Source organism: Mannheimia sp. USDA-ARS-USMARC-1261 (genome assembly GCF_000521605.1).
Taxonomy (GTDB): domain Bacteria; phylum Pseudomonadota; class Gammaproteobacteria; order Enterobacterales; family Pasteurellaceae; genus Mannheimia; species Mannheimia indoligenes.
The window spans coordinates 243,371-261,576 of record NZ_CP006942.1 but is presented as its reverse complement, the minus strand read 5'-3'; the positions used below and the strand labels follow the sequence as shown (position 1 = coordinate 261,576).

Sequence of the window (18,206 nt, the reverse complement as noted above, 5' to 3'; positions counted from 1 at the left end):
AAATGGCTGGCTTTAATTTTGAAAATGATTTACCACATCAATTATCCGCCGTAGAAGACATTTTGCAAATGTTTGAATATGCTAAGATTTCTTATGCCCAAAATCTTGAAACACGATTAAAAAGCAATCCTGTTTTAGAATTAAACGAATCGCAGAAAAAACGCAATCTAGCAGAAATTCAAACTCGCCCAAGTTTTGCCAAAGCATTAAATAAAACAGGCAATTCGTTATCCAATATTTTTGATATTGCGATGGAGACGGGTACAGGCAAAACTTATACCTACACAAGGGCAATGTTTTCTTTAAATCAATCTTTTGGGGTTAATAAATTTATTGTACTTGTGCCAACGGTTGCGATTAAAGCAGGCACAAAAAACTTTTTGGAAAGTGCGTCCGCCAGAAGTCGTTTTTTTGATGATTTTGGCAAACGCATTGAGCTTTATGAAGTAAATGCCAAAAAAGGCAATAAAAAAGACAAGCAACAAGTCCCAGAAAATTTAATCAATTTTATCAATGCCACCGATGAAAAAACCATTCATATTTTATTGATTAATATGGGTATGTTAAATTCGGAGACGATGAACATTGCCATTGACCAAGATTTATTCCAAGAGGCTCACGGCTCATCGTTTGATGCGTTATCGGCGGTTAAGCCTTTTTTGATTATTGATGAACCGCACCGTGTCAAAGCCAGTGGTAAAACTTGGCAAAATGTTTTAAAACTCAACGCTCAATATATTTTAAGATTTGGGGCAACTTTTGATGGTTTTGAAAATCTGATTCATACGCTAACTTCACTTGATGCTTTTGAACAAAATTTGGTAAAAGGGGTGCGTGCTTTTATTACCGAATTTGACGGTGTTGATGATATGCTCATCAAATTTATTGGACAAAGCGACAGTAAAAGTGAAGCGGTTTTTGAAATTACTCACAGTCATAAAAAGACCCCAAAACGCTTAGAAATTAGCAAAAATGGTTCATTAGGCATTATTCATAGCGAAATGTCGCATTTATTATTAAATGAATTTAATAGCAGTATGGCGGTGCTTTCTAATGGGCTGACATTACAAAAAGGGGAGATTATCTCGCCTTATTCGTTTAATCAATCTTTGCAAGAACAAATGCTCTATCAAGCGGTGATTCGTCATTTTGATATTGAACGCACCCTATTAACCAGAACGCCACGCATTAAACCGCTTTCGCTGATTTTTATTGATGATATTGCAGGTTATCGTGATGAACAAGGATTGCCCGATAGCTTAAAATCTCGTTTTGAGGCAATGGTTATCAATGAAGCCGAAAAAAGATTGGCAAATGAAAGCAATGAATTTTATAAAGCCTATTTGCAAAAAACTTTGGCAGATATTAGCCAAACGCACGGCGGTTATTTTAGCGATGACAACAATAATAAAGACGAACATATAGAAAAACAAATCAATGAAATCTTATATGAAAAAGAAAAACTCCTTGATTTGGATAATCCACGCCGTTTTATTTTTTCAAAATGGACATTGCGTGAGGGTTGGGATAATCCTAATGTGTTTGTCATTTGTAAATTGCGGTCAAGCGGTTCTGAAACCAGTAAACTTCAAGAAGTGGGGCGTGGACTTCGTTTGCCTGTCAATGAATTTATGCACCGTGAAAAAAGCGAGCAGTTTTATTTAAATTATTTTGTGGATTTTAGTGAAAAAGATTTTGTGTCAGATTTAATTCGGGACATCCGTGAAAAATCAGGCGAAAAAGTGATTATTCCAAAAAAATTAGAAGATGAATTGCTTGCCAAAATTTTACTCGCTTATCCTAATGAAACCAAACGCAAAATCATTAACCATTTGGCAGATGATGGCATTATTGATGACGATTTAAATTTATTGGAAAACGGCTGGCAAAAATTACAACTTGCCTACCCTAAAGCCTTTGAATTTGAAAGTTCGTTGAACAATAAAATTCAAACAGGTATCGGTAAAAAAGAAACCGTACTGATTAGAAAAGATAAATATCACGCTTTAAAAACGCTGTGGGAAACTCTAAACCGCCGAGTGGTGTTAAATTATCAAATTGACAATGAACACACTTTTTATGAGTTATTAAAACAATTTTTTGCCAACAATGTAATGGGTAAATTGGACACAAGCTATGCCACAATGCAAGCACAAGAATTGCAGGTGCAGTCTGATGATATTCAGGTGAAATATGGCGGACGAGAAAAGCTGATAGAAAATACAGGCTATGTACTTAGCTATGGCGAATTTGCCAATGAATTGGCGATGAGCTTGAATGTGAGCCTAAAAAGTTTACATCAAGTGTTAGCGGAATTAAATTGGACGGATAACACACATCAAACTCGCCATAATATTAGACATATTCATAGTTTGTTTAGAAAATGGTTATTGCAACATTTTTTGGCAACCCAAACCATTGGCTATACCGAAGTCAATAGCCAAGTTCACCCAACGGCATTTACCGATGATAAAGGCAATGTTAAAGATAGTATTTCATCATCGGATATTGGGCGTGTAGGCGAAAAAGATATGGTAGCGAATAATTATTTGTTTGAAACACTATTTTATGATTCGCCCCTTGAAAAAGAAAATATCCTGCTTAATTTGGATTATGTTACCGTCTTTACCAAAATACCCAAAAATACCATTGCCATTCCTGTGGCAGGGGGCGGAACATATTCGCCTGATTTTGCTTATGTGTTGCACCATAAAGATGGCACACAAACTTTAAATCTCGTGGTAGAAACCAAAGATGCTTATGAATTTGATTTACGTACCGATGAAAAAGAAAAAATCAAATATGCACAAATTTTATTTGATAAATTAAGTGCAGATACAGGCATTAAAGTTGAATTTAAAACGCAATTTAAAGGCAAGCATATTGAGCGGATTTTAGATGAATTAAGAGGGGCTGAATAATAAACCCTCCCTGCTATTCAAATGATAGTGGAATAACAAGCGGTCAAAATCTGCCTGAAATTTGCAAAATTTTGGGAAATTCTGACCGCTTGTTTGCTTTTATATATTATCCTTCCTTATATCTCCATATAAGAATAATCAATTTGAAACGATATTCCCCTTTACTTATCATTCTGTCAGTTTTTTCATAGGAATCCCAAAATGGCTAAATTTAGAAAATTATTCACCCCTTTTAAAATCAAAAATCTTGAACTGAAAAACCGTGTGGTGATGCCACCGATGTGTCAATATTCCGCCACTGACGGCGTGCCGAACGATTGGCATTTTGTGCATTCACCAGCCGTGCGATTGGTGGGGTTGGTTTGATTATTGTTGAGATGACTAATATCGATCCAAACGGTCGTATCACCCCAAATTGCTTAGGTTTATGGAACGATAAATTTGATACGATTGAACTTCACGCCGCACACGGCTATTTAATCCAACAATTCTACTCGCCAAAATCAAATAAACGCACAGATGAATACGGCAAAGATCCAATGCTATTCGGTGAACAAGTCATCAAAGCCGCAAAAGACGTAATGCCTGCGGAGATGCCGTTAATCGTGCGAATTTCAGCACAAGAGTACGGCAAAGACGGTTTTGATAGTGATTATGGTGTTGAAGTTGCTAAACGCTTTGTGGCAGCCGGTGCAGACGTGCTGGATGTGGTGGTGGCGGTGATGGCGTATTACACACAGGCAACCACCCGGAATTTTACGCAGGTTATCAAGTTTATCTTGCGGAAAAAATCAAAAAAGCGACCTCTTTACCTGTAATTGCGGTGGGAATGTTGGACAATCCAGCCGTTGCCGACCACGTTTTAGGCTTAGAAAATGCAGACTTAATCGCCGTTGGGCGTGCATTATTGCGTGATCCGAATTGGGTGCTGAACGCTCAATATCAGCAAAATCAATTTGACGGCAGTCCAATGCAATTTGTACCACACCAATATCAACGCGGCTTTATGTAAACTAATTTTTATCGGAGAAACAAAATGAATTTTTTAAACAAAGATGACGTGTTAAACGCCTTCCACTACCGTGCTTCAACCCGTTCTTACGATGGCAGTAAAAAAATCCCGGCTGAAGATATGAACTATATTTTAGAACTGGGTCGTTTAAGCCCAAGCTCGGTTGGTTCTGAACCGTGGCAGTTTATCGTGTTACAAAATCCGGAACTTCGCCAAGCAATCAAGCCATATTGCTGGGGCATTCCAACGATGGAAACTTCAAGCCATATCGTGGTAATTTTAGCCAAGAAAAATGCTCGCTTTGATAGCCAATATTTTGCTGAAATTATGGATAGACGTGGTTTAGAAGGCGAGGCTCGTGAAAAAGCAATGGCGGTGTATAAAAAATTCCAAGAACAAGATATTGGTATTTTAGACAACGAACGCAGCCTGTTCGACTGGGCAAGTAAACAAACTTACATCGCACTAGGTAATATGATGACCGGGGCAGCAATGATTGGCGTAGATTCTTGCCCAATCGAAGGTTTTGCTTATAAAGAAGTAAACCAAATTTTGGCTGACGCAGGCTTATTCGACCCGAACGAGTGGGGCATTTCAGTGATGTGCACCTTTGGCTATCGAGATAAAGAAATCCGCCAAAAATCCCGCAAAACCTTTGAGCAAGTTGTGCAATTTGTAGAATAATTAAAAAATCAGACCGCTTGTAACAAACAAGCGGTCTATTTTGTTTAATATTTTGCAATTCAGATTTATCAGCGAACATATTGAATTTCATTTAAGAACATTACATTCACTTTAAGCTTAACGGAGAAAATCTATGACTTACCCTGTAAAATCCTATGCTGCATTTAGTGCAACAACTGACCTTGAGCCCCACTCTTTTGAACGCCGTGAATTGCGTGAAGATGATGTGTTAATTGATATTTTATATTGTGGCGTGTGCCATTCCGACTTACACACAGCTCGTAATGACTGGGGATTTACTCACACCTATCCTATCGTTCCCGGACACGAAATTATTGGTCGAGTAACCAAAGTGGGTAGCAAAGCAAATAAATTCCAAATCGGTGATTTAGTGGGCGTGGGTTGTATGGTCGATTCGTGCCGTACTTGCTCGCCTTGTCAGCACGGCTTAGAGCAATACTGTGAACACGGACATATCGGTACTTATGGCTCAAATGACCGCTTTGATGGTTCACTTACACAAGGTGGTTACAGTACAGGCGTGGTAGTGAGTGAAGATTTTGTGTTAAAAGTGTCTGAAAAACTTGATACCAAAGCGGTTGCTCCACTACTTTGTGCCGGCATTACCACTTACTCACCACTGTGCCACTGGAATGTGCAAAAAGGCTCGAAAGTCGGTGTTATTGGCTTAGGTGGTCTTGGACATATGGCGGTAAAATTAGCGGCTGCAATGGGAGCGGAAGTTACTCTGTTCACTCGTTCGGCAGGAAAATCTGATGACGCATTCCGCTTAGGAGCAAGCCGTGTTGTGCTTTCAACCGATGAAGCTCAAATGCAAGAAGTGGCTAATACTTTTGATGTGATTATTGATACCGTGCCATACACTCACGATTTAAAGCCTTATATTCCAACTCTAGCATTAGATGGCACATTGGTTCTAGTCGGCTTAGTCGGTGAGCTAGAACAAACAATCAACACCGTACCGATGATTATGGGCAGACGCTCAATTGCGGCTTCTGTCATCGGTGGTATTAAAGAAACTCAAGAAATGCTGGATTTCTGTGCGGAGCACAACATCGTACCAGATGTGGAAATGATTGATATGCAAAATATCAACAATGCTTATGAACGTATGTTGAAATCAGATGTGAAATATCGTTTTGTAATTGATATGGCAAGTTTAAAGGCTTAAATTGAGCTGATACCAACAACCGATTGAGTGTTAAGCTCAATCGGTTTTCTTTTGGAAAAAGGTAACGATTTTAAAAAAACGCTTAAATTTATGCTATGGATATTAGCTTGCTTAGTGCTAATTGCGACCTACCAATTCTGCTTCGCAAAATACTCTGCCAGAAAATCCACCAAAGCACGTACCGTTAGCGGTAAATGATGACGAGTTGGGTAGAGAGCATATAGAGGATAAATCGGCAATTGCCAGTCGGTCAGCAAAGGTTGCAAACGCCCTTGTTTGAGTTGCTCTGTCAGCATATAGTTTGGGAGCATTGCAATTCCGCCATCTGCCATAATGGCATTAAGTAACGCATTCGTATCATTAACGCAGAAAGGACTTACTAGCTCTAAAATCGTTTCTTGTCCATCTCGATAAAACTTCCAGCTCTTACGGTTTACATTAGCGTGAGCAAGATAGCGGTGATGAACCAAATCTTCGGGTTTATTTGGCACACCATATTGAGCAAGATAAGTAGGTGTAGCAACCAGTCGTGAATGAATAGTGCCTAATTTTCGAGCTACTAGACCTGCATCCGGGTTATCGGTAAAGCGTAGAGCGAGATCGATACGTTCATCAAACAAATCTACTTTCTGATCTGAAAGCTGTAATTGCACCGACACTTTTGGGTGCTTTTGCATAAAAGCTTGTAACGCAGTAACCAGGTGCGAGCCACCAAACGAAATTGCGGCAGAAATCCGCAATGTTCCGCTTAATTCCCCCGAACGGGCGAGGAAATCTTGCTCTATATTCTCTGTTAAGTTTGCAATTTTTTGGCAATATTCAACCGCTTGTTCCCCTGCTTCAGTAAGCGAAACTTTGCGTGTGGTACGTTGTAACAAACGAGCATTGAACCACTCTTCCAACATCGCCACTGCACGACTTACCATCGGTTTAGATAAATCTAATTTTTCAGCAGTGGCAGTAAAACTGCCGGTTTCGACAATGGTTAAAAAGATATTAATTGCTTGAATTCTGTCCATTATTGTGGCTCAAAGGGGTTAAACAATTTTGCCCCTGTTTTGGCGAAATCAGCTGTATTGCGAGTAACCAAAATCAAATGGTGTTGAATAGCGGAGGCTGCAATCCACGCATCATTTTCAGGGGCGTGATCGGGAATATGCAGTTTGGCACAGATTTGGGCGGTGGTTTCGTCAATGGGTAAAATCGGCTTATGCAAAATTTGGTTGAGAAACAGATTTTGCCAATGGCGTAGATGAACACCTTGCGTAGGATCTTTTCGCTCCATCGCCAAAACGCCCCGTTCCAGTTCCATTAGCACAATAGAATTAATGTAAAAATCATTCGGATTTTGCTTTGCCAACCACGCTACTACATTTGGATTAGCCATCCCTTTTTTCACTTTTCGCAGTTCGCTGACCACATTAGTATCGAGTAAAAACATCACTCATCTCCAAAATCGACCGGCGGACGTTGGGCTCGACTACGGGGCTTTAACTCCAACTCAATATCCGCCACATCGGGGGAATGATCCAGATCTAACAAAGCGTGTAAGGCACTTCGAGCGGTTTTTTGCGGTTGATAATCCTCATACTTCAACAACACAAAAGTCGGCTTACCTCGATGGGTAATAATCACCGGTGCGGTCTCCGCATATTTTTGGGCAAGGCTGGTTTTTTGATTAAATTCACGGCAGGTCATTACACTCATAGTCACTCCTTATTTGTAGATACATATAGACAAAGTGTAGTCTTTTTTTATGCTCTTTTCAATTCTGATGATAAAGCAATCCATTTAATGTTTCAAATAATGAAACAATCATATTCACAAATCGCTATTTTTCCCATTTTTTATTTCACTATAATGCACCACATCAAGTCGTTTGGTGGGCGTTGTTGCTGACCAAACAAAAATAAATCAACCAACAAAAGGAAACAAAAAATGAAAAAATTACTATTGGCAACTTTAATGATGAGTGCAAGCATTGCCAATGCGTTAGAAATCAAAACCTATTCAGCCGATGAAAATAGCTTTTCTGTGCAATCCACATTGGTAATGGGCGAAAAAGAAGCGATTTTAATTGACAGTGGCTTTACTCGTGCCGATGCGATGCGAATTGCGGCAAACATTTTGGATAGCAAAAAAACATTAAGCACCATTTTAGTTAGCAATGCCGATCCTGATTACTATTTTGGGGTAGCGACACTCAAAGAAATTTTCCCTAATGTGAAAGTGGTGGCATCGCCTGCGGTATTAGAAAAAATCGAAAGCAAGGTAGAAACGAAATTAAGCGTTTGGTCGCCAAGAATGGGCGAAAATGCCCCGAAAAATGTGGTGCTTCCGGAAGTAATGAAGGAGACCGTTTTAACGCTTGATGGCGAAAAAATTGAACTGCGTGGTACAACTGGCGAACTGGCACACCGCCCTTATGTTTGGATTCCATCACTCAAAGCCATTGCCGGCAATGTAGGCGTATTTAATGATATGCACCTATGGCTTGCCGACACGCAAACTGTGCAATCACGTCAAGCGTGGTTGGCTCAACTCGATGAAATGATTGCTTTAAATCCTGAAAACATCGTGGCAGGACATTCATTCAAAGGCAAAGCGAGCGATAAAACAACCCTTGAATTTAATAAGGCTTATTTACAAAAATATGAGCAAGTTTTAGCCGAAAGCAAAGACAGTGGCGAAGTGATTGCCAAAATGAAACAGGCTTATCCAAGCTTAGCGGCAGAAGGTAATCTTGGCTTAGGTGCAAAAGTAAATAAAGGCGAAATGAAGTGGTAATTTGCCCTTTGTTTCGTGTAAAACCTCTCTCAAATTAGGAGCAAAAAATGAAAAAAATCGCAGTGATTGGTGCAACAGGTTATGTGGGTTCAGCGGTGGTGAAAGAGCTAGCGGAGCGTGGTCATCAAGTGGTGGCATTTGCCCGTAATGTGGAAAACGTGGCGAAAGCCGACAACGTGCAAGCGGTCGCTTTTGACGTAGAAAATGCAAATTTTGCTGAGCAACTAAAAGGCGTTGATGCAGTAATCAGTGCCTTTAACCCGGGCTGGACAAACCCAAATATCGGAGTAGATTTTACACGTGGAGCAAAGGCGATTGTAGAAGCGGCAAAATCTGCTGAAGTACCGTATTTATTAGTCGTTGGTGGAGCTGGTAGTTTATATGTTGCACCTAATTTACAAGTTATCGATACGCCTGATTTCCCAAAAGAAATTTATGACGGAGCTAATGCCGCCCGTAATTTGTTGAACGATTTGCGTGATCGCCGTGATCTAAACTGGGCATTTATCTCCCCTCCTGCCTGCTTAGGTGCAGACGGTGACTTTAGCGAAGAACGTTTAGGCTCATACCGTTTAGGTGGGGAGGAATTGCTGATGAATGGTGATATCCCAGCCGGTATTTCTGTTGCCGATTTAGCCATTGCTATCGCTGATGATGTTGAGCAAAAAGCTCACCTATTCCAACGTTTTACGGTTGCCGCAAAATAAAGATACTTCGTCATAAAGGGCTGTTAATCAGCCCTTATATTTATATTTTATTGAGATCGACCAACGCATCTCGGGTAATGTCGCTGATTTTAGCATTGCTGGTAAGTGTCATCGCCACTTTCATTTCTTTAAGGAAGATGTCGAGCAAGTTTTCCACACCGGCTTGACCGGCAGCACCAAGAGCGTAAACAAAGGAACGTCCGATCATCGTGCAATCAGCACCAAGTGCCAGCATTCTCACTACATCTAAGCCGTTACGGATACCGGAGTCGGCGAGGATTTTGATCTCCCCTTTTACCGCATCGGCAATGCTTGGTAAGGCTTTAGCGGAAGAAAGTACCCCATCTAACTGGCGACCACCGTGGTTAGAGACGATAATGCCGTCTGCACCAAATCTTACGGCATCTTTGGCATCTTCGGGGTCGAGAATGCCTTTGATCACCATCGGGCCGTCCCAAAATTCACGAATCCACTCTAAATCTTTCCACGAAATAGACGGGTCGAAATTATCGGTCAGCCAGCCGATGTAGTTGTTCAGATCAATCGGCTTACCCATATATTTTGACACATTACCCAGAGTATGTGGTTTACCTTGAATACCGACGTCCCATGCCTAGAATGGGTGAACCATTGCTTGCAACACTCGGCGAATATCTTTGTATGGGCCGCTCATTCCAGAGTGCATATCACGATAGCGTGCACCGGGAGTCGGCATATCTACGGTAAATACAAGTGTGGAGCAACCGGCGGCTTTGGCACGTTCTAACGCATTTTTCATAAATCCCCGATCTTTTAGCACATAGAGCTGGAACCACATCGGGCGTTTAATTGCCGGCACAACCTCTTCAATCGGGCAGATTGAGACGGTGGAAAGGGTAAAGGGAATACCTTTGTTATCCGCTGCTTTGGCGGCTTGCACCTCACCACGGCGAGCATACATTCCCAGTGCACCAACAGGGGCAAGTGTTACCGGCATAGAGAGCTTTTCGCCGAACAGCTCGATGCTGGTGTCTAATTGCGACATATCTTTTAACACTCGTTGACGCAGGGCAATGTCTTCCAAATCGCTCACATTACGGTGTAAGGTCTGTTCGGCGTAAGAACCGCCGTCCGCATAGTGGAACATAAAAGGGGGAACACGACGTTTTGCCGCACGGCGGTAATCGTTTGCAGATGAAATGATCATTTAAAACCTCATAAATCATTAAGAAAAAAGTGCGGTTATTCTACTTTAAAATAAAAATAAGAATTACTATTATTTACAAAATATGAGAAATAGATCACATTTTTGTTACAAACCAACCAGCACAAAAATATGAGAGAACAAAAAGTAACCAGCAAAATAATCGATTATTCACAGAGAGAAAAATTACCATTAACTCTTTGATTTAATTAGCATTTATAAAAATAACAAAAGGCTAATTTGAGTTATTCACGCCTATTTTGAAAAATTATCACATCTTTATCCACAAATGGTGGGGATAACTCAATCTTCTTTGATAAACAAAAATGTTTCTGTTTACTCATTTTAAAATTTAACCTTATTTTGATGAGAAAAAAATCAACAACTTGAACTTTATCCAGATCATTGCTTAAGAAAAAGATCGTATTTTCAGATCTGATTAACTACTCTATTTTACAACGTTCAGCGTAGTTATCCTCAGCTTATGCCCTTGAAATTCAATAGTTATCCACAAAGTTATTCACAAGCGGTCGGATTTAATGGATTTTTTGCAAATCAACTCAAAGTATGAAACAATTCTCTTATTCTAAATTTATTCATTAGGTGGTCGAGTGATCGATTTCGATGGCTACCGCCCAAATGTTGGAATCGTAATCTGTAACAAGCACGGACAAGTTCTGTGGGCAAAACGGTTTGGTCAAAACTCTTGGCAATTTCCGCAAGGTGGCATTAACGAGGGAGAAAACATTGAAACAGCAATGTACCGTGAGCTTTATGAAGAAGTCGGCTTAACAAAGAAAGATGTGCGATTGCTTTGGGCGTCTAAATATTGGCTGAAATATAAACTGCCAAAACGTTTGGTACGCAATGAAGGATCTGGTCCTGTGTGTATTGGACAGAAACAGCGTTGGTTTTTATTGCAACTTATTAGTGATGAAAGTCTAATTAATCTAAAAACGACGAAAAATCCGGAATTTGACGGCTGGCGATGGGTAAGCTTTTGGTATCCTGTTCGTCAGGTCGTTTCTTTTAAACGAGATGTTTATCGTAAAGCAATGAAAGAATTTGCACAGGTTCTGCAAAATAATATGCAAAAAAATGCTGAAGATAGACCGCTTGAGAAATCTCGTACCGAGCGTGATGAAAAATTTTCTCACGCGACTAGAAAATCCTTTCAGGACTCCGCCAAACCTTATAAACAGGAAAATCGCAAGCCGTATCGGGGTTGGCATCAACATAACCAAAAAGGAAAATAATAATGACTATTTTGTTAAGCTGTCTATTTTTAGGGGTATTTGTTGGCTTTTTAGCAGGATTATTCGGTATTGGGGGCGGTATAATCATCGTCCCGAGCTTGGTTTTTTTACTGCCAATGGCAGGCGTGCCGCCTGAATATATAATGTCCACCGCATTAGGCACGTCGTTCTCAACCATTATTATTACTGCATTTTCGTCTGCTCAACGCCATCATAAGTTAGGAAATGTTGATGTACAAACCAGCAAATCTTTTATTCCGGCATTAATGATCTCAGTATTTTTATCGGGCTTGGTAGTAAGTAGACTCGATCCGCAAATAATGTCTAAAATCTTCGCTGTAATGGTGTTATATCTTGCCGGAAAAATGCTTTTTACTTTGAAAAAAGTTCCCAAAAATAAACCTCTTACCTTAAAAACTACACTTGTGGGTGGCAGTGTGATTGGAGCATTATCCAGTATGGCTGGCATCGCAGGCGGTGCATTTATTGTGCCGTTTTTAAGCGATCGTGGCTTAGATATTAAACGGGCTATCGGCACATCTTCATTTTGTGGTGCATTTTTAGGTTTATCCGGCACAATCAGCTTTATTGTGAGCGGTTGGGGCTTAGAAGGAATGCCTGATTACTCTTTAGGTTATGTTTACTTACCTGCACTCATCGGCATTACCTCTACTTCATTTTTTACCTCAAAAATGGGAGCAAGTGCCGCCAATGCGTTACCGGTTCCAATGCTAAAAAAAGCCTTTGCAATGTTGCTTGTGGCTATCGCCATTAATATGTTTTTAAAATAAGGAAACTATGAACGAACAATTTATCCAATTCCCACAAATCAGCCCGATCGTCTTTGAAATTGGTCCGATTGCCTTGCGTTGGTATGGCTTAATGTATTTAGCCGGCTTCGCCTTCGCTTACTGGTTAGGAATGAGAAGAGCCAAAAATTCTAACGGCGTGTGGACAACCGAACAAGTCGATAGCTTAATCTATACCGGCTTTTGGGGTGTAGTATTAGGCGGGCGTATTGGCGATGTGTTCTTCTACAATTTCGACCGTTTTTTGCAAGATCCACTCTACCTTTTCCGTATTTGGGAAGGTGGAATGTCATTCCACGGTGGTTTAATTGGTGTGATTGTGGCGATGATTTGGGTATCTTACCGCCAACAACGCAGTTTCTGGCAAACGGCTGATTTTATCGCACCGCTCGTACCATTCGGACTAGGAATGGGGCGTATCGGCAATTTCATTAACGATGAACTTTGGGGACGTGTAACCGATGTACCTTGGGCGGTATTATTCCCAAGTGGTGGCTATCTACCCCGCCATCCATCACAGCTCTACGAAGCCTTTTTAGAAGGTGTGGTGCTACTCTTTATCCTCAACTGGTTCATCAAAAAGCCTCGTCCGACAGGCTCTGTTGCAGGCTTATTTTTAATTGGCTACGGCACGTTCCGCTTTATTGTGGAATACTTCCGAGAAATCGACCCTAACGTAAATACTACTGCTGATTTAATCACGCGTGGGCAATTGCTCTCTTTACCGATGATTATCGGCGGAATCTTGATTATGGCGTGGGCGTATAAAGTAAACAAAGTGAAATAATGACAAGCGGTCGAAAATTACAAAAAATTTGCATAAAACGACCGCTTGTGTTTTTAAGGAGATACAATGAAAAAATACAAAGTAATTGGTTTCGACTTAGACGGAACGCTAATTAACACCCTTCCCGACCTCACTCTAGTCGCAAATGCAATGTTTTTAGAAGCTGGTCTGCCAACGGTTACACAAGAGAAAGTACTAACCTGGATTGGCAAAGGCGGAGATATGTTCTTCCAAAATGCCATTGCTCACACCGGTAAAATCTTCCAAGCGGAAGAACTCGTCAAAATGCGAATGAGCTTTGACAAATACTACGCCACCTATGTGTGCGAAGAAAGTACGCTCTTCCCAGATGTAAAAGACACCTTAGAGGCACTCAAAGCGAAAGGCTACCCACTCGTCGTCATTACCAACAAACCGACCAAATTGGTTGAGCCGGTGCTGTCTGCGTTCGGCATCTATCATCTCTTTGATGAAACCTTAGGCGGGCAATCCCTCCCTAAAATCAAACCTCATCCAGACCCAATGTTCTTTATTTGCGAAAAATTTGGCATTACACCACAAGAATTTCTTTTTGTTGGCGACTCTGAAAATGATGTCATTGCGGCGAAAGCAGCAGGCTGTGATGTAATTGGTTTGACTTACGGCTATAACTATAATATTCCCATTGAGCAATCAGAGCCGACTTTTGTAACATCCGAATTTAAAGACGTGTTGAAAATTGTAGGCGAATAAGGCGACAAGCGGTATAATTTCCACAATTTTTTGCAATTAAAACGAGAAGATAAAATGACCAAACCTATTGTATTTAGTGGCGTGCAGCCCTCTGGTGAATTGACGATTGGCAACTACTTAGGGGCATTACGCAACTGGGTAAAAATGCAAGATGATTATGACTGTGTGTATTGTATTGTCGATCAGCACGCGATTACCGTGCGTCAAGATCCAGAAGCGTTACGCAAATCCACCCTTGACGTGTTAGCCCTTTATTTGGCTTGCGGTATCGATCCGAACAAAAGCACGATCTTCATTCAATCTCACGTTCCTGAACACGCACAGCTGGCGTGGATCTTAAACTGCTACACCTATTTTGGCGAAATGAGCCGAATGACTCAATTTAAAGATAAATCTGCTCGTTATGAAGAAAATGTGAACGTGGGCTTATTTACTTACCCAGTGCTAATGGCAGCAGATATTTTGCTCTACCAAGCCAACCAAGTGCCGGTGGGCGATGACCAAAAACAGCACTTAGAAATCACTCGTGATATTGCTAACCGCTTCAATGCCTTATATGGCAAAAAAGATGCGGAGGGCAATGTGATTGAGCCGGTTTTTGCCGTACCGGAAGTCTTTATTGCGAAATCAGGAGCGAGAGTGATGTCGCTCCTTGAGCCGACTAAAAAGATGTCAAAATCAGACGATAACCGCAATAACGTTATCGGCTTGTTGGAAGATCCGAAAGCAGTAGCAAAAAAAATCAAACGTGCAATGACCGACGGCGATGAACCACCTGTAGTACGTTATGACGTGCAAAATAAAGCGGGCGTATCTAACTTATTGGATATTCTCTCTGCGATTACCGGCAAAACTATCGCTGAATTAGAAGCCGAATTTGAAGGTAAAATGTACGGACACCTCAAAACCGAAGTGGCAGATAAAGTGTCTGAACTTTTAACTAACCTACAAGAACGCTACCACCACTACCGCCAAGACGAAGCCTTGCTTGAAAAAATCTACCGTGAAGGTGCAGACAAAGCCCGAGCGAGAGCCAAAGCAACTTTAGATAAGGTCTACGAATTAGTCGGCTTTGTGCGTTACTAATTGAGTAGAAGCCAAAAACAAAAATGCTCTTGAATTATCAAGAGCATTTTTTGCAAAAAATTAGTAAAAATCAACCGCTTGTCGTCATCTTATTTACGTGCGTTATAAACTTTCATTGCTTCCGGTACAAGACGAGCTAAGTTAGCTTGGCGATCCGCATTTGACGGGTGGGTTGAAAAAATCGACAAACCTGAATCTCCGTTTGCTTTGCTCATTTTAATCCATACATTTGGTGCTGCTGATGGGTTATAACCTGATTCAGCCATCAACATTAAACCAACTTCATCTGCTTCATTTTCTTGGCTACGAGAGAATGGCTTAGTAGCAATCAAATCAACACCGGTACTTAATAAACCTTCAGTGCTTATACCTGTTGAAGCTGTTACTGCAATATCTGCAATCGTGCCTACAATGCCACTAATCATCGTTACTGTACGATCCGATTTTCCGTGTTCTTTTAAGGCGTGAGCCATCTCGTGTCCCATCACTACCGCAATTTCATCATTAGATAAATCAAGTCTTTCCACTAAACCGGTATAGAATGCCATTTTACCGCCCGGCATTGCCCACGCATTGAGTTCATCCGATTTTAAAACCGTGATTTCCCAATGGAAAGGCGTACCTGTTGCATTTGACTTTTCTGCGTAAGGCTTCATCTTATGAAATACCGCGTGCACACGTTTTGCGGTAGGAGATGTAGTATCAATCGCATTTTGCTGATGAGCTTGTGATTTTACTTGAGCATAACTGTGAGCCGCCTCTTGGTTAATACTTTCCGTTGTAGCACAAGAGACCATTGCAGTGGCTAAAAAAGCTGAAAGACCTAATTTTTTAATAAAATTCATATCGATTTCCCACAAAAAATGCCAAACAAATCTGCTTGGCATTCAGATCAAAAATTATTTTTTAGCACGCTCAAAAGATTCTAAGATTTCTTGGCGGGCTTCATTTACATCACCCCAACCTTCAACTTTTACCCATTTGCCTGCTTCTAATGCTTTATAGCTTTCGAAGAAGTGCTGGATTTGTGCTTTTAATAACGCCGGTAAATCACCTACATCTTTAATGTGGTCGTACTCTTTGCTTAATTTCGTATGCGGAACTGCAACTACTTTTGCATCACCACCTGCTTCATCGGTCATTTTTAACACACCAACCGGACGGCAGCGAATTACTGAACCTGGTTGTAATGGGTATGGTGTTGGTACTAATACATCAACCGGGTCGCCATCTGATGATAATGTATGGTTTACATAACCGTAGTTTGCCGGGTAAAACATTGCGGTTGCCATAAAGCGATCCACAAATAATGCACCTGTCTCTTTGTCCACTTCATATTTGATTGGATCTGAATTTGCAGGGATTTCAATAACAACATAAATATCATCTGGTAACTCTTTACCAGCTGGAACTAATTCTAAGCCCATTTTGGTTTCCTTCTAAAATTGATGGTTAAATAAACGGCGTGATTATAGCTTATTTTCATAAAAAGATAAAAGCCCGTTTGTATTTTGTATCAAACTGTTTAATTTTCCGTAAAATTGCTTATAAACCACACACTCAACATTTTTTAGAGAAAAAAAACTTGCCAAACTTTCAAAAATCCGTATGATATGCCCTCGTTACGCAAGATTATGGGTCATTAGCTCAGTCGGTAGAGCAGCGGACTTTTAATCCGTTGGTCGAAGGTTCGAATCCTTCATGACCCACCATTATCTTATAATACCTCTTTGAGGGTCATTAGCTCAGTCGGTAGAGCAGCGGACTTTTAATCCGTTGGTCGAAGGTTCGAATCCTTCATGACCCACCATTATCTTATAACACCTCTTTGAGGGTCATTAGCTCAGTCGGTAGAGCAGCGGACTTTTAATCCGTTGGTCGAAGGTTCGAATCCTTCATGACCCACCATTTATTCAAATCACATTTGCAAATTTTTCTGAAAAAACGACCGCTTTATAGTAAAATTCAACTCGTTTTTCCTTAATTTATTCAATTTCAATGTTAAAAAAAATCCTTATTGCATTAGGTCTAGCCGGTGTTATCGTCTGTGGTGGGCTATTTTATGGCTACCAAAAACTGAATGCCTTAGCAGAACATAAAATTACCGTTCAAGAAAACCAACTTTTTGTGTTGGAAAAAGGTGTTTCCAGCCAAAAACTTGCTACTTTATTAGAAGAACAAGGCATTGTTACGCACAATGATGCGGATCTACTCCCCTATTTGATGCGACTGCACCCTGAGTTAAGTAAATTCAAAGCCGGGGCTTATTCCTTAAATGGTTTAACAACCGTAAAAGATTTACTCGCTCATTTAAGTTCAGGGAAAGAAGTGCAATTAAATGTGCAGTTTATTGAAGGCAGAACATTCAAGGTTTGGCGTGAACAACTTAGCCAAGCGAAATATTTACAACAGACGCTAAAAGATAAATCAGAAAAAGAAATCGCTGAATTACTGGGTATTCCACACGAAAAAATGGAAGGTTGGATTGCCCCAGATACTTACAGCTACACGCCAAACTCCACAGATTTAGCCTTGCTAAAACGTGCTTACCAAAAGCAGAAAACAGCGTTAGAGCAAGCTTGGCAAAATAAATCGGAAAATCTACCGCTTGCTAATCCGTATGAGATGTTAATTCTTGCATCTATTGTGGAAAAAGAAACCGGCGTTGCAGGCGAACGCCCTCAAGTTGCTTCGGTGTTTATTAACCGTCTACGCATTAAAATGCGTCTGCAAACCGATCCAACAGTGATTTATGGAATGGGTGATCGCTACGATGGTAATATCCGCCGTAAAGATTTAGAAGAAGTAACGCCATATAACACTTATCAAATCGATGGTTTACCACCAACGCCAATTGCGATGCCAAGCGAGGCTTCTATCAAGGCAGTGGCGAATCCTGACGATACACCGTATTTATACTTTGTAGCCGATGGCACAGGCGGACACAAATTCAGTCGTACCCTGAGCGAGCATAATAAAGCGGTACAAGAGTGGATTCAAATTGAACGTAAACGCAAAAATAATCAAAGTAACGAACAGAAAAAATAGCG

At 40.7% G+C, this 18,206-nt stretch carries 16 protein-coding genes, 3 tRNA genes and 2 pseudogenes; 15 read left to right on the top strand and 6 right to left on the bottom strand.

Annotation, left to right across the window (positions count from 1 at the left end; all coding sequences use genetic code 11):
- Positions 1-2 precede the first annotated feature (2 nt).
- The 4 genes and pseudogenes from X781_RS01270 (at position 3) to X781_RS01255 (ending at position 5,809) form a co-directional block, all read left to right on the top strand.
- On the top strand, positions 3-2,921 hold the full coding sequence (locus X781_RS01270; RefSeq protein WP_025235186.1) for a type III restriction-modification system endonuclease: 2,919 nt from the start codon (positions 3-5) through the stop codon (positions 2,919-2,921).
- A 201-nt stretch (positions 2,922-3,122) separates the two neighbouring features.
- Positions 3,123-3,933 (top strand): annotated as a pseudogene (locus tag X781_RS12615) (oxidoreductase).
- Positions 3,934-3,957: 24 nt separating this feature from the next.
- Positions 3,958-4,617 (top strand): NAD(P)H-dependent oxidoreductase, encoded by a 660-nt coding sequence (locus X781_RS01260; protein ID WP_025235183.1) that lies wholly within the window; start codon positions 3,958-3,960, stop codon positions 4,615-4,617.
- 133 nt (positions 4,618-4,750) lie between these two features.
- On the top strand, positions 4,751-5,809 hold the full coding sequence (locus X781_RS01255; protein ID WP_025235182.1) for an NAD(P)-dependent alcohol dehydrogenase: 1,059 nt from the start codon (positions 4,751-4,753) through the stop codon (positions 5,807-5,809).
- A gap of 128 nt (positions 5,810-5,937) precedes the next feature.
- Here X781_RS01255 and X781_RS01250 read toward each other — a convergent pair whose 3' ends face one another.
- Genes X781_RS01250 through X781_RS01240 form a run of 3 tightly spaced genes read right to left on the bottom strand, consistent with a single transcriptional unit; the run spans position 5,938 to position 7,516 of the window.
- Positions 5,938-6,828, bottom strand: a complete 891-nt coding sequence (locus X781_RS01250; RefSeq protein ID WP_025235181.1) for a LysR family transcriptional regulator — start codon at positions 6,826-6,828, stop codon at positions 5,938-5,940.
- On the bottom strand, positions 6,828-7,250 hold the full coding sequence (locus X781_RS01245) for a type II toxin-antitoxin system VapC family toxin (protein ID WP_025235180.1): 423 nt from the start codon (positions 7,248-7,250) through the stop codon (positions 6,828-6,830). Before X781_RS01245 ends, X781_RS01250 begins: the two co-directional genes overlap by 1 nt.
- A complete protein-coding gene (locus X781_RS01240; RefSeq protein ID WP_025235179.1) occupies positions 7,250-7,516 on the bottom strand; it encodes a type II toxin-antitoxin system prevent-host-death family antitoxin in 267 nt (88 codons plus the stop codon). Before X781_RS01240 ends, X781_RS01245 begins: the two co-directional genes overlap by 1 nt.
- Before the next feature lie 231 nt (positions 7,517-7,747).
- On the opposite strand from X781_RS01240, the gene X781_RS01235 reads away from it, so the two are divergent.
- Together X781_RS01235 and X781_RS01230 are read left to right on the top strand one after the other, a co-directional pair.
- The gene (locus X781_RS01235) at positions 7,748-8,596 is read left to right on the top strand and encodes an MBL fold metallo-hydrolase (RefSeq protein WP_025235178.1); all 849 of its coding nucleotides are present in this window, start codon (positions 7,748-7,750) and stop codon (positions 8,594-8,596) included.
- A 47-nt stretch (positions 8,597-8,643) separates the two neighbouring features.
- Entirely contained in the window at positions 8,644-9,303 is a 660-nt protein-coding gene (locus tag X781_RS01230; RefSeq protein ID WP_025235177.1) for an NAD(P)-dependent oxidoreductase, read from the top strand.
- A gap of 40 nt (positions 9,304-9,343) precedes the next feature.
- On the opposite strand, the pseudogene lldD reads toward X781_RS01230, so the two are convergent.
- Positions 9,344-10,489 (bottom strand): annotated as a pseudogene (lldD, locus tag X781_RS01225) (FMN-dependent L-lactate dehydrogenase LldD).
- A gap of 608 nt (positions 10,490-11,097) precedes the next feature.
- On the opposite strand from lldD, the gene rppH reads away from it, so the two are divergent.
- The 5 genes from rppH (at position 11,098) to trpS (ending at position 15,156) form a co-directional block, all read left to right on the top strand.
- The gene (rppH, locus tag X781_RS01220) at positions 11,098-11,742 is read left to right on the top strand and encodes an RNA pyrophosphohydrolase (RefSeq protein WP_025235176.1); all 645 of its coding nucleotides are present in this window, start codon (positions 11,098-11,100) and stop codon (positions 11,740-11,742) included.
- 2 nt (positions 11,743-11,744) lie between these two features.
- Positions 11,745-12,533 (top strand): sulfite exporter TauE/SafE family protein, encoded by a 789-nt coding sequence (locus X781_RS01215; RefSeq protein WP_081732087.1) that lies wholly within the window; start codon positions 11,745-11,747, stop codon positions 12,531-12,533.
- Between the two features lie 7 nt (positions 12,534-12,540).
- Positions 12,541-13,338 carry a prolipoprotein diacylglyceryl transferase gene (gene lgt, locus X781_RS01210; RefSeq protein ID WP_025235174.1) on the top strand — a complete coding sequence of 266 codons (798 nt, stop codon included), beginning with the start codon at positions 12,541-12,543 and terminating at the stop codon, positions 13,336-13,338.
- 66 nt (positions 13,339-13,404) lie between these two features.
- Complete coding sequence (locus tag X781_RS01205; RefSeq protein WP_025235173.1) at positions 13,405-14,070, top strand: phosphoglycolate phosphatase; 666 nt, start codon at positions 13,405-13,407, stop codon at positions 14,068-14,070.
- Positions 14,071-14,124: 54 nt separating this feature from the next.
- Positions 14,125-15,156, top strand: coding sequence for a tryptophan--tRNA ligase (gene trpS, locus X781_RS01200; RefSeq protein WP_025235172.1), 1,032 nt, complete (start codon positions 14,125-14,127; stop codon positions 15,154-15,156).
- A gap of 89 nt (positions 15,157-15,245) precedes the next feature.
- Here the strand turns inward: trpS and X781_RS01195 are convergent, their stop codons facing one another.
- Both X781_RS01195 and ppa read right to left on the bottom strand, forming a co-directional pair.
- Positions 15,246-16,001, bottom strand: a complete 756-nt coding sequence (locus X781_RS01195; RefSeq protein WP_025235171.1) for a M48 family metallopeptidase — start codon at positions 15,999-16,001, stop codon at positions 15,246-15,248.
- Between the two features lie 54 nt (positions 16,002-16,055).
- Positions 16,056-16,583, bottom strand: coding sequence for an inorganic diphosphatase (ppa, locus tag X781_RS01190; RefSeq protein WP_025235170.1), 528 nt, complete (start codon positions 16,581-16,583; stop codon positions 16,056-16,058).
- Positions 16,584-16,792: 209 nt separating this feature from the next.
- Here ppa and X781_RS01185 point away from each other — a divergent pair.
- The 4 genes from X781_RS01185 to mltG all read left to right on the top strand — a co-directional run bounded on the left by X781_RS01185 (position 16,793) and on the right by mltG (position 18,204).
- Positions 16,793-16,868: transfer RNA gene (locus X781_RS01185), tRNA-Lys, on the top strand.
- 22 nt (positions 16,869-16,890) lie between these two features.
- Positions 16,891-16,966: transfer RNA gene (locus X781_RS01180), tRNA-Lys, on the top strand.
- A 22-nt stretch (positions 16,967-16,988) separates the two neighbouring features.
- A tRNA-Lys gene (locus X781_RS01175) sits at positions 16,989-17,064 on the top strand.
- 90 nt (positions 17,065-17,154) lie between these two features.
- Positions 17,155-18,204, top strand: a complete 1,050-nt coding sequence (mltG, locus tag X781_RS01170) for an endolytic transglycosylase MltG (protein ID WP_025235169.1) — start codon at positions 17,155-17,157, stop codon at positions 18,202-18,204.
- The last annotated feature ends 2 nt before the right edge of the window (positions 18,205-18,206 follow it).

What these genes read in the sequence shown, in the direction of transcription:
- X781_RS01270 (WP_025235186.1), top strand. Translation starts at nt 3, where the DNA reads ATGGCTGGCTTTAATTTTGAAAATGATTTACCACATCAATTATCCGCC.
- X781_RS01260 (WP_025235183.1), top strand. Translation starts at nt 3,958, where the DNA reads ATGAATTTTTTAAACAAAGATGACGTGTTAAACGCCTTCCACTACCGT.
- X781_RS01255 (WP_025235182.1), top strand. Translation starts at nt 4,751, where the DNA reads ATGACTTACCCTGTAAAATCCTATGCTGCATTTAGTGCAACAACTGAC.
- X781_RS01250 (WP_025235181.1), bottom strand. Translation starts at nt 6,828, where the DNA reads ATGGACAGAATTCAAGCAATTAATATCTTTTTAACCATTGTCGAAACC.
- X781_RS01245 (WP_025235180.1), bottom strand. Translation starts at nt 7,250, where the DNA reads ATGTTTTTACTCGATACTAATGTGGTCAGCGAACTGCGAAAAGTGAAA.
- X781_RS01240 (WP_025235179.1), bottom strand. Translation starts at nt 7,516, where the DNA reads ATGAGTGTAATGACCTGCCGTGAATTTAATCAAAAAACCAGCCTTGCC.
- X781_RS01235 (WP_025235178.1), top strand. Translation starts at nt 7,748, where the DNA reads ATGAAAAAATTACTATTGGCAACTTTAATGATGAGTGCAAGCATTGCC.
- X781_RS01230 (WP_025235177.1), top strand. Translation starts at nt 8,644, where the DNA reads ATGAAAAAAATCGCAGTGATTGGTGCAACAGGTTATGTGGGTTCAGCG.
- X781_RS01215 (WP_081732087.1), top strand. Translation starts at nt 11,745, where the DNA reads ATGACTATTTTGTTAAGCTGTCTATTTTTAGGGGTATTTGTTGGCTTT.
- lgt (WP_025235174.1), top strand. Translation starts at nt 12,541, where the DNA reads ATGAACGAACAATTTATCCAATTCCCACAAATCAGCCCGATCGTCTTT.
- X781_RS01205 (WP_025235173.1), top strand. Translation starts at nt 13,405, where the DNA reads ATGAAAAAATACAAAGTAATTGGTTTCGACTTAGACGGAACGCTAATT.
- trpS (WP_025235172.1), top strand. Translation starts at nt 14,125, where the DNA reads ATGACCAAACCTATTGTATTTAGTGGCGTGCAGCCCTCTGGTGAATTG.
- X781_RS01195 (WP_025235171.1), bottom strand. Translation starts at nt 16,001, where the DNA reads ATGAATTTTATTAAAAAATTAGGTCTTTCAGCTTTTTTAGCCACTGCA.
- ppa (WP_025235170.1), bottom strand. Translation starts at nt 16,583, where the DNA reads ATGGGCTTAGAATTAGTTCCAGCTGGTAAAGAGTTACCAGATGATATT.
- mltG (WP_025235169.1), top strand. Translation starts at nt 17,155, where the DNA reads ATGTTAAAAAAAATCCTTATTGCATTAGGTCTAGCCGGTGTTATCGTC.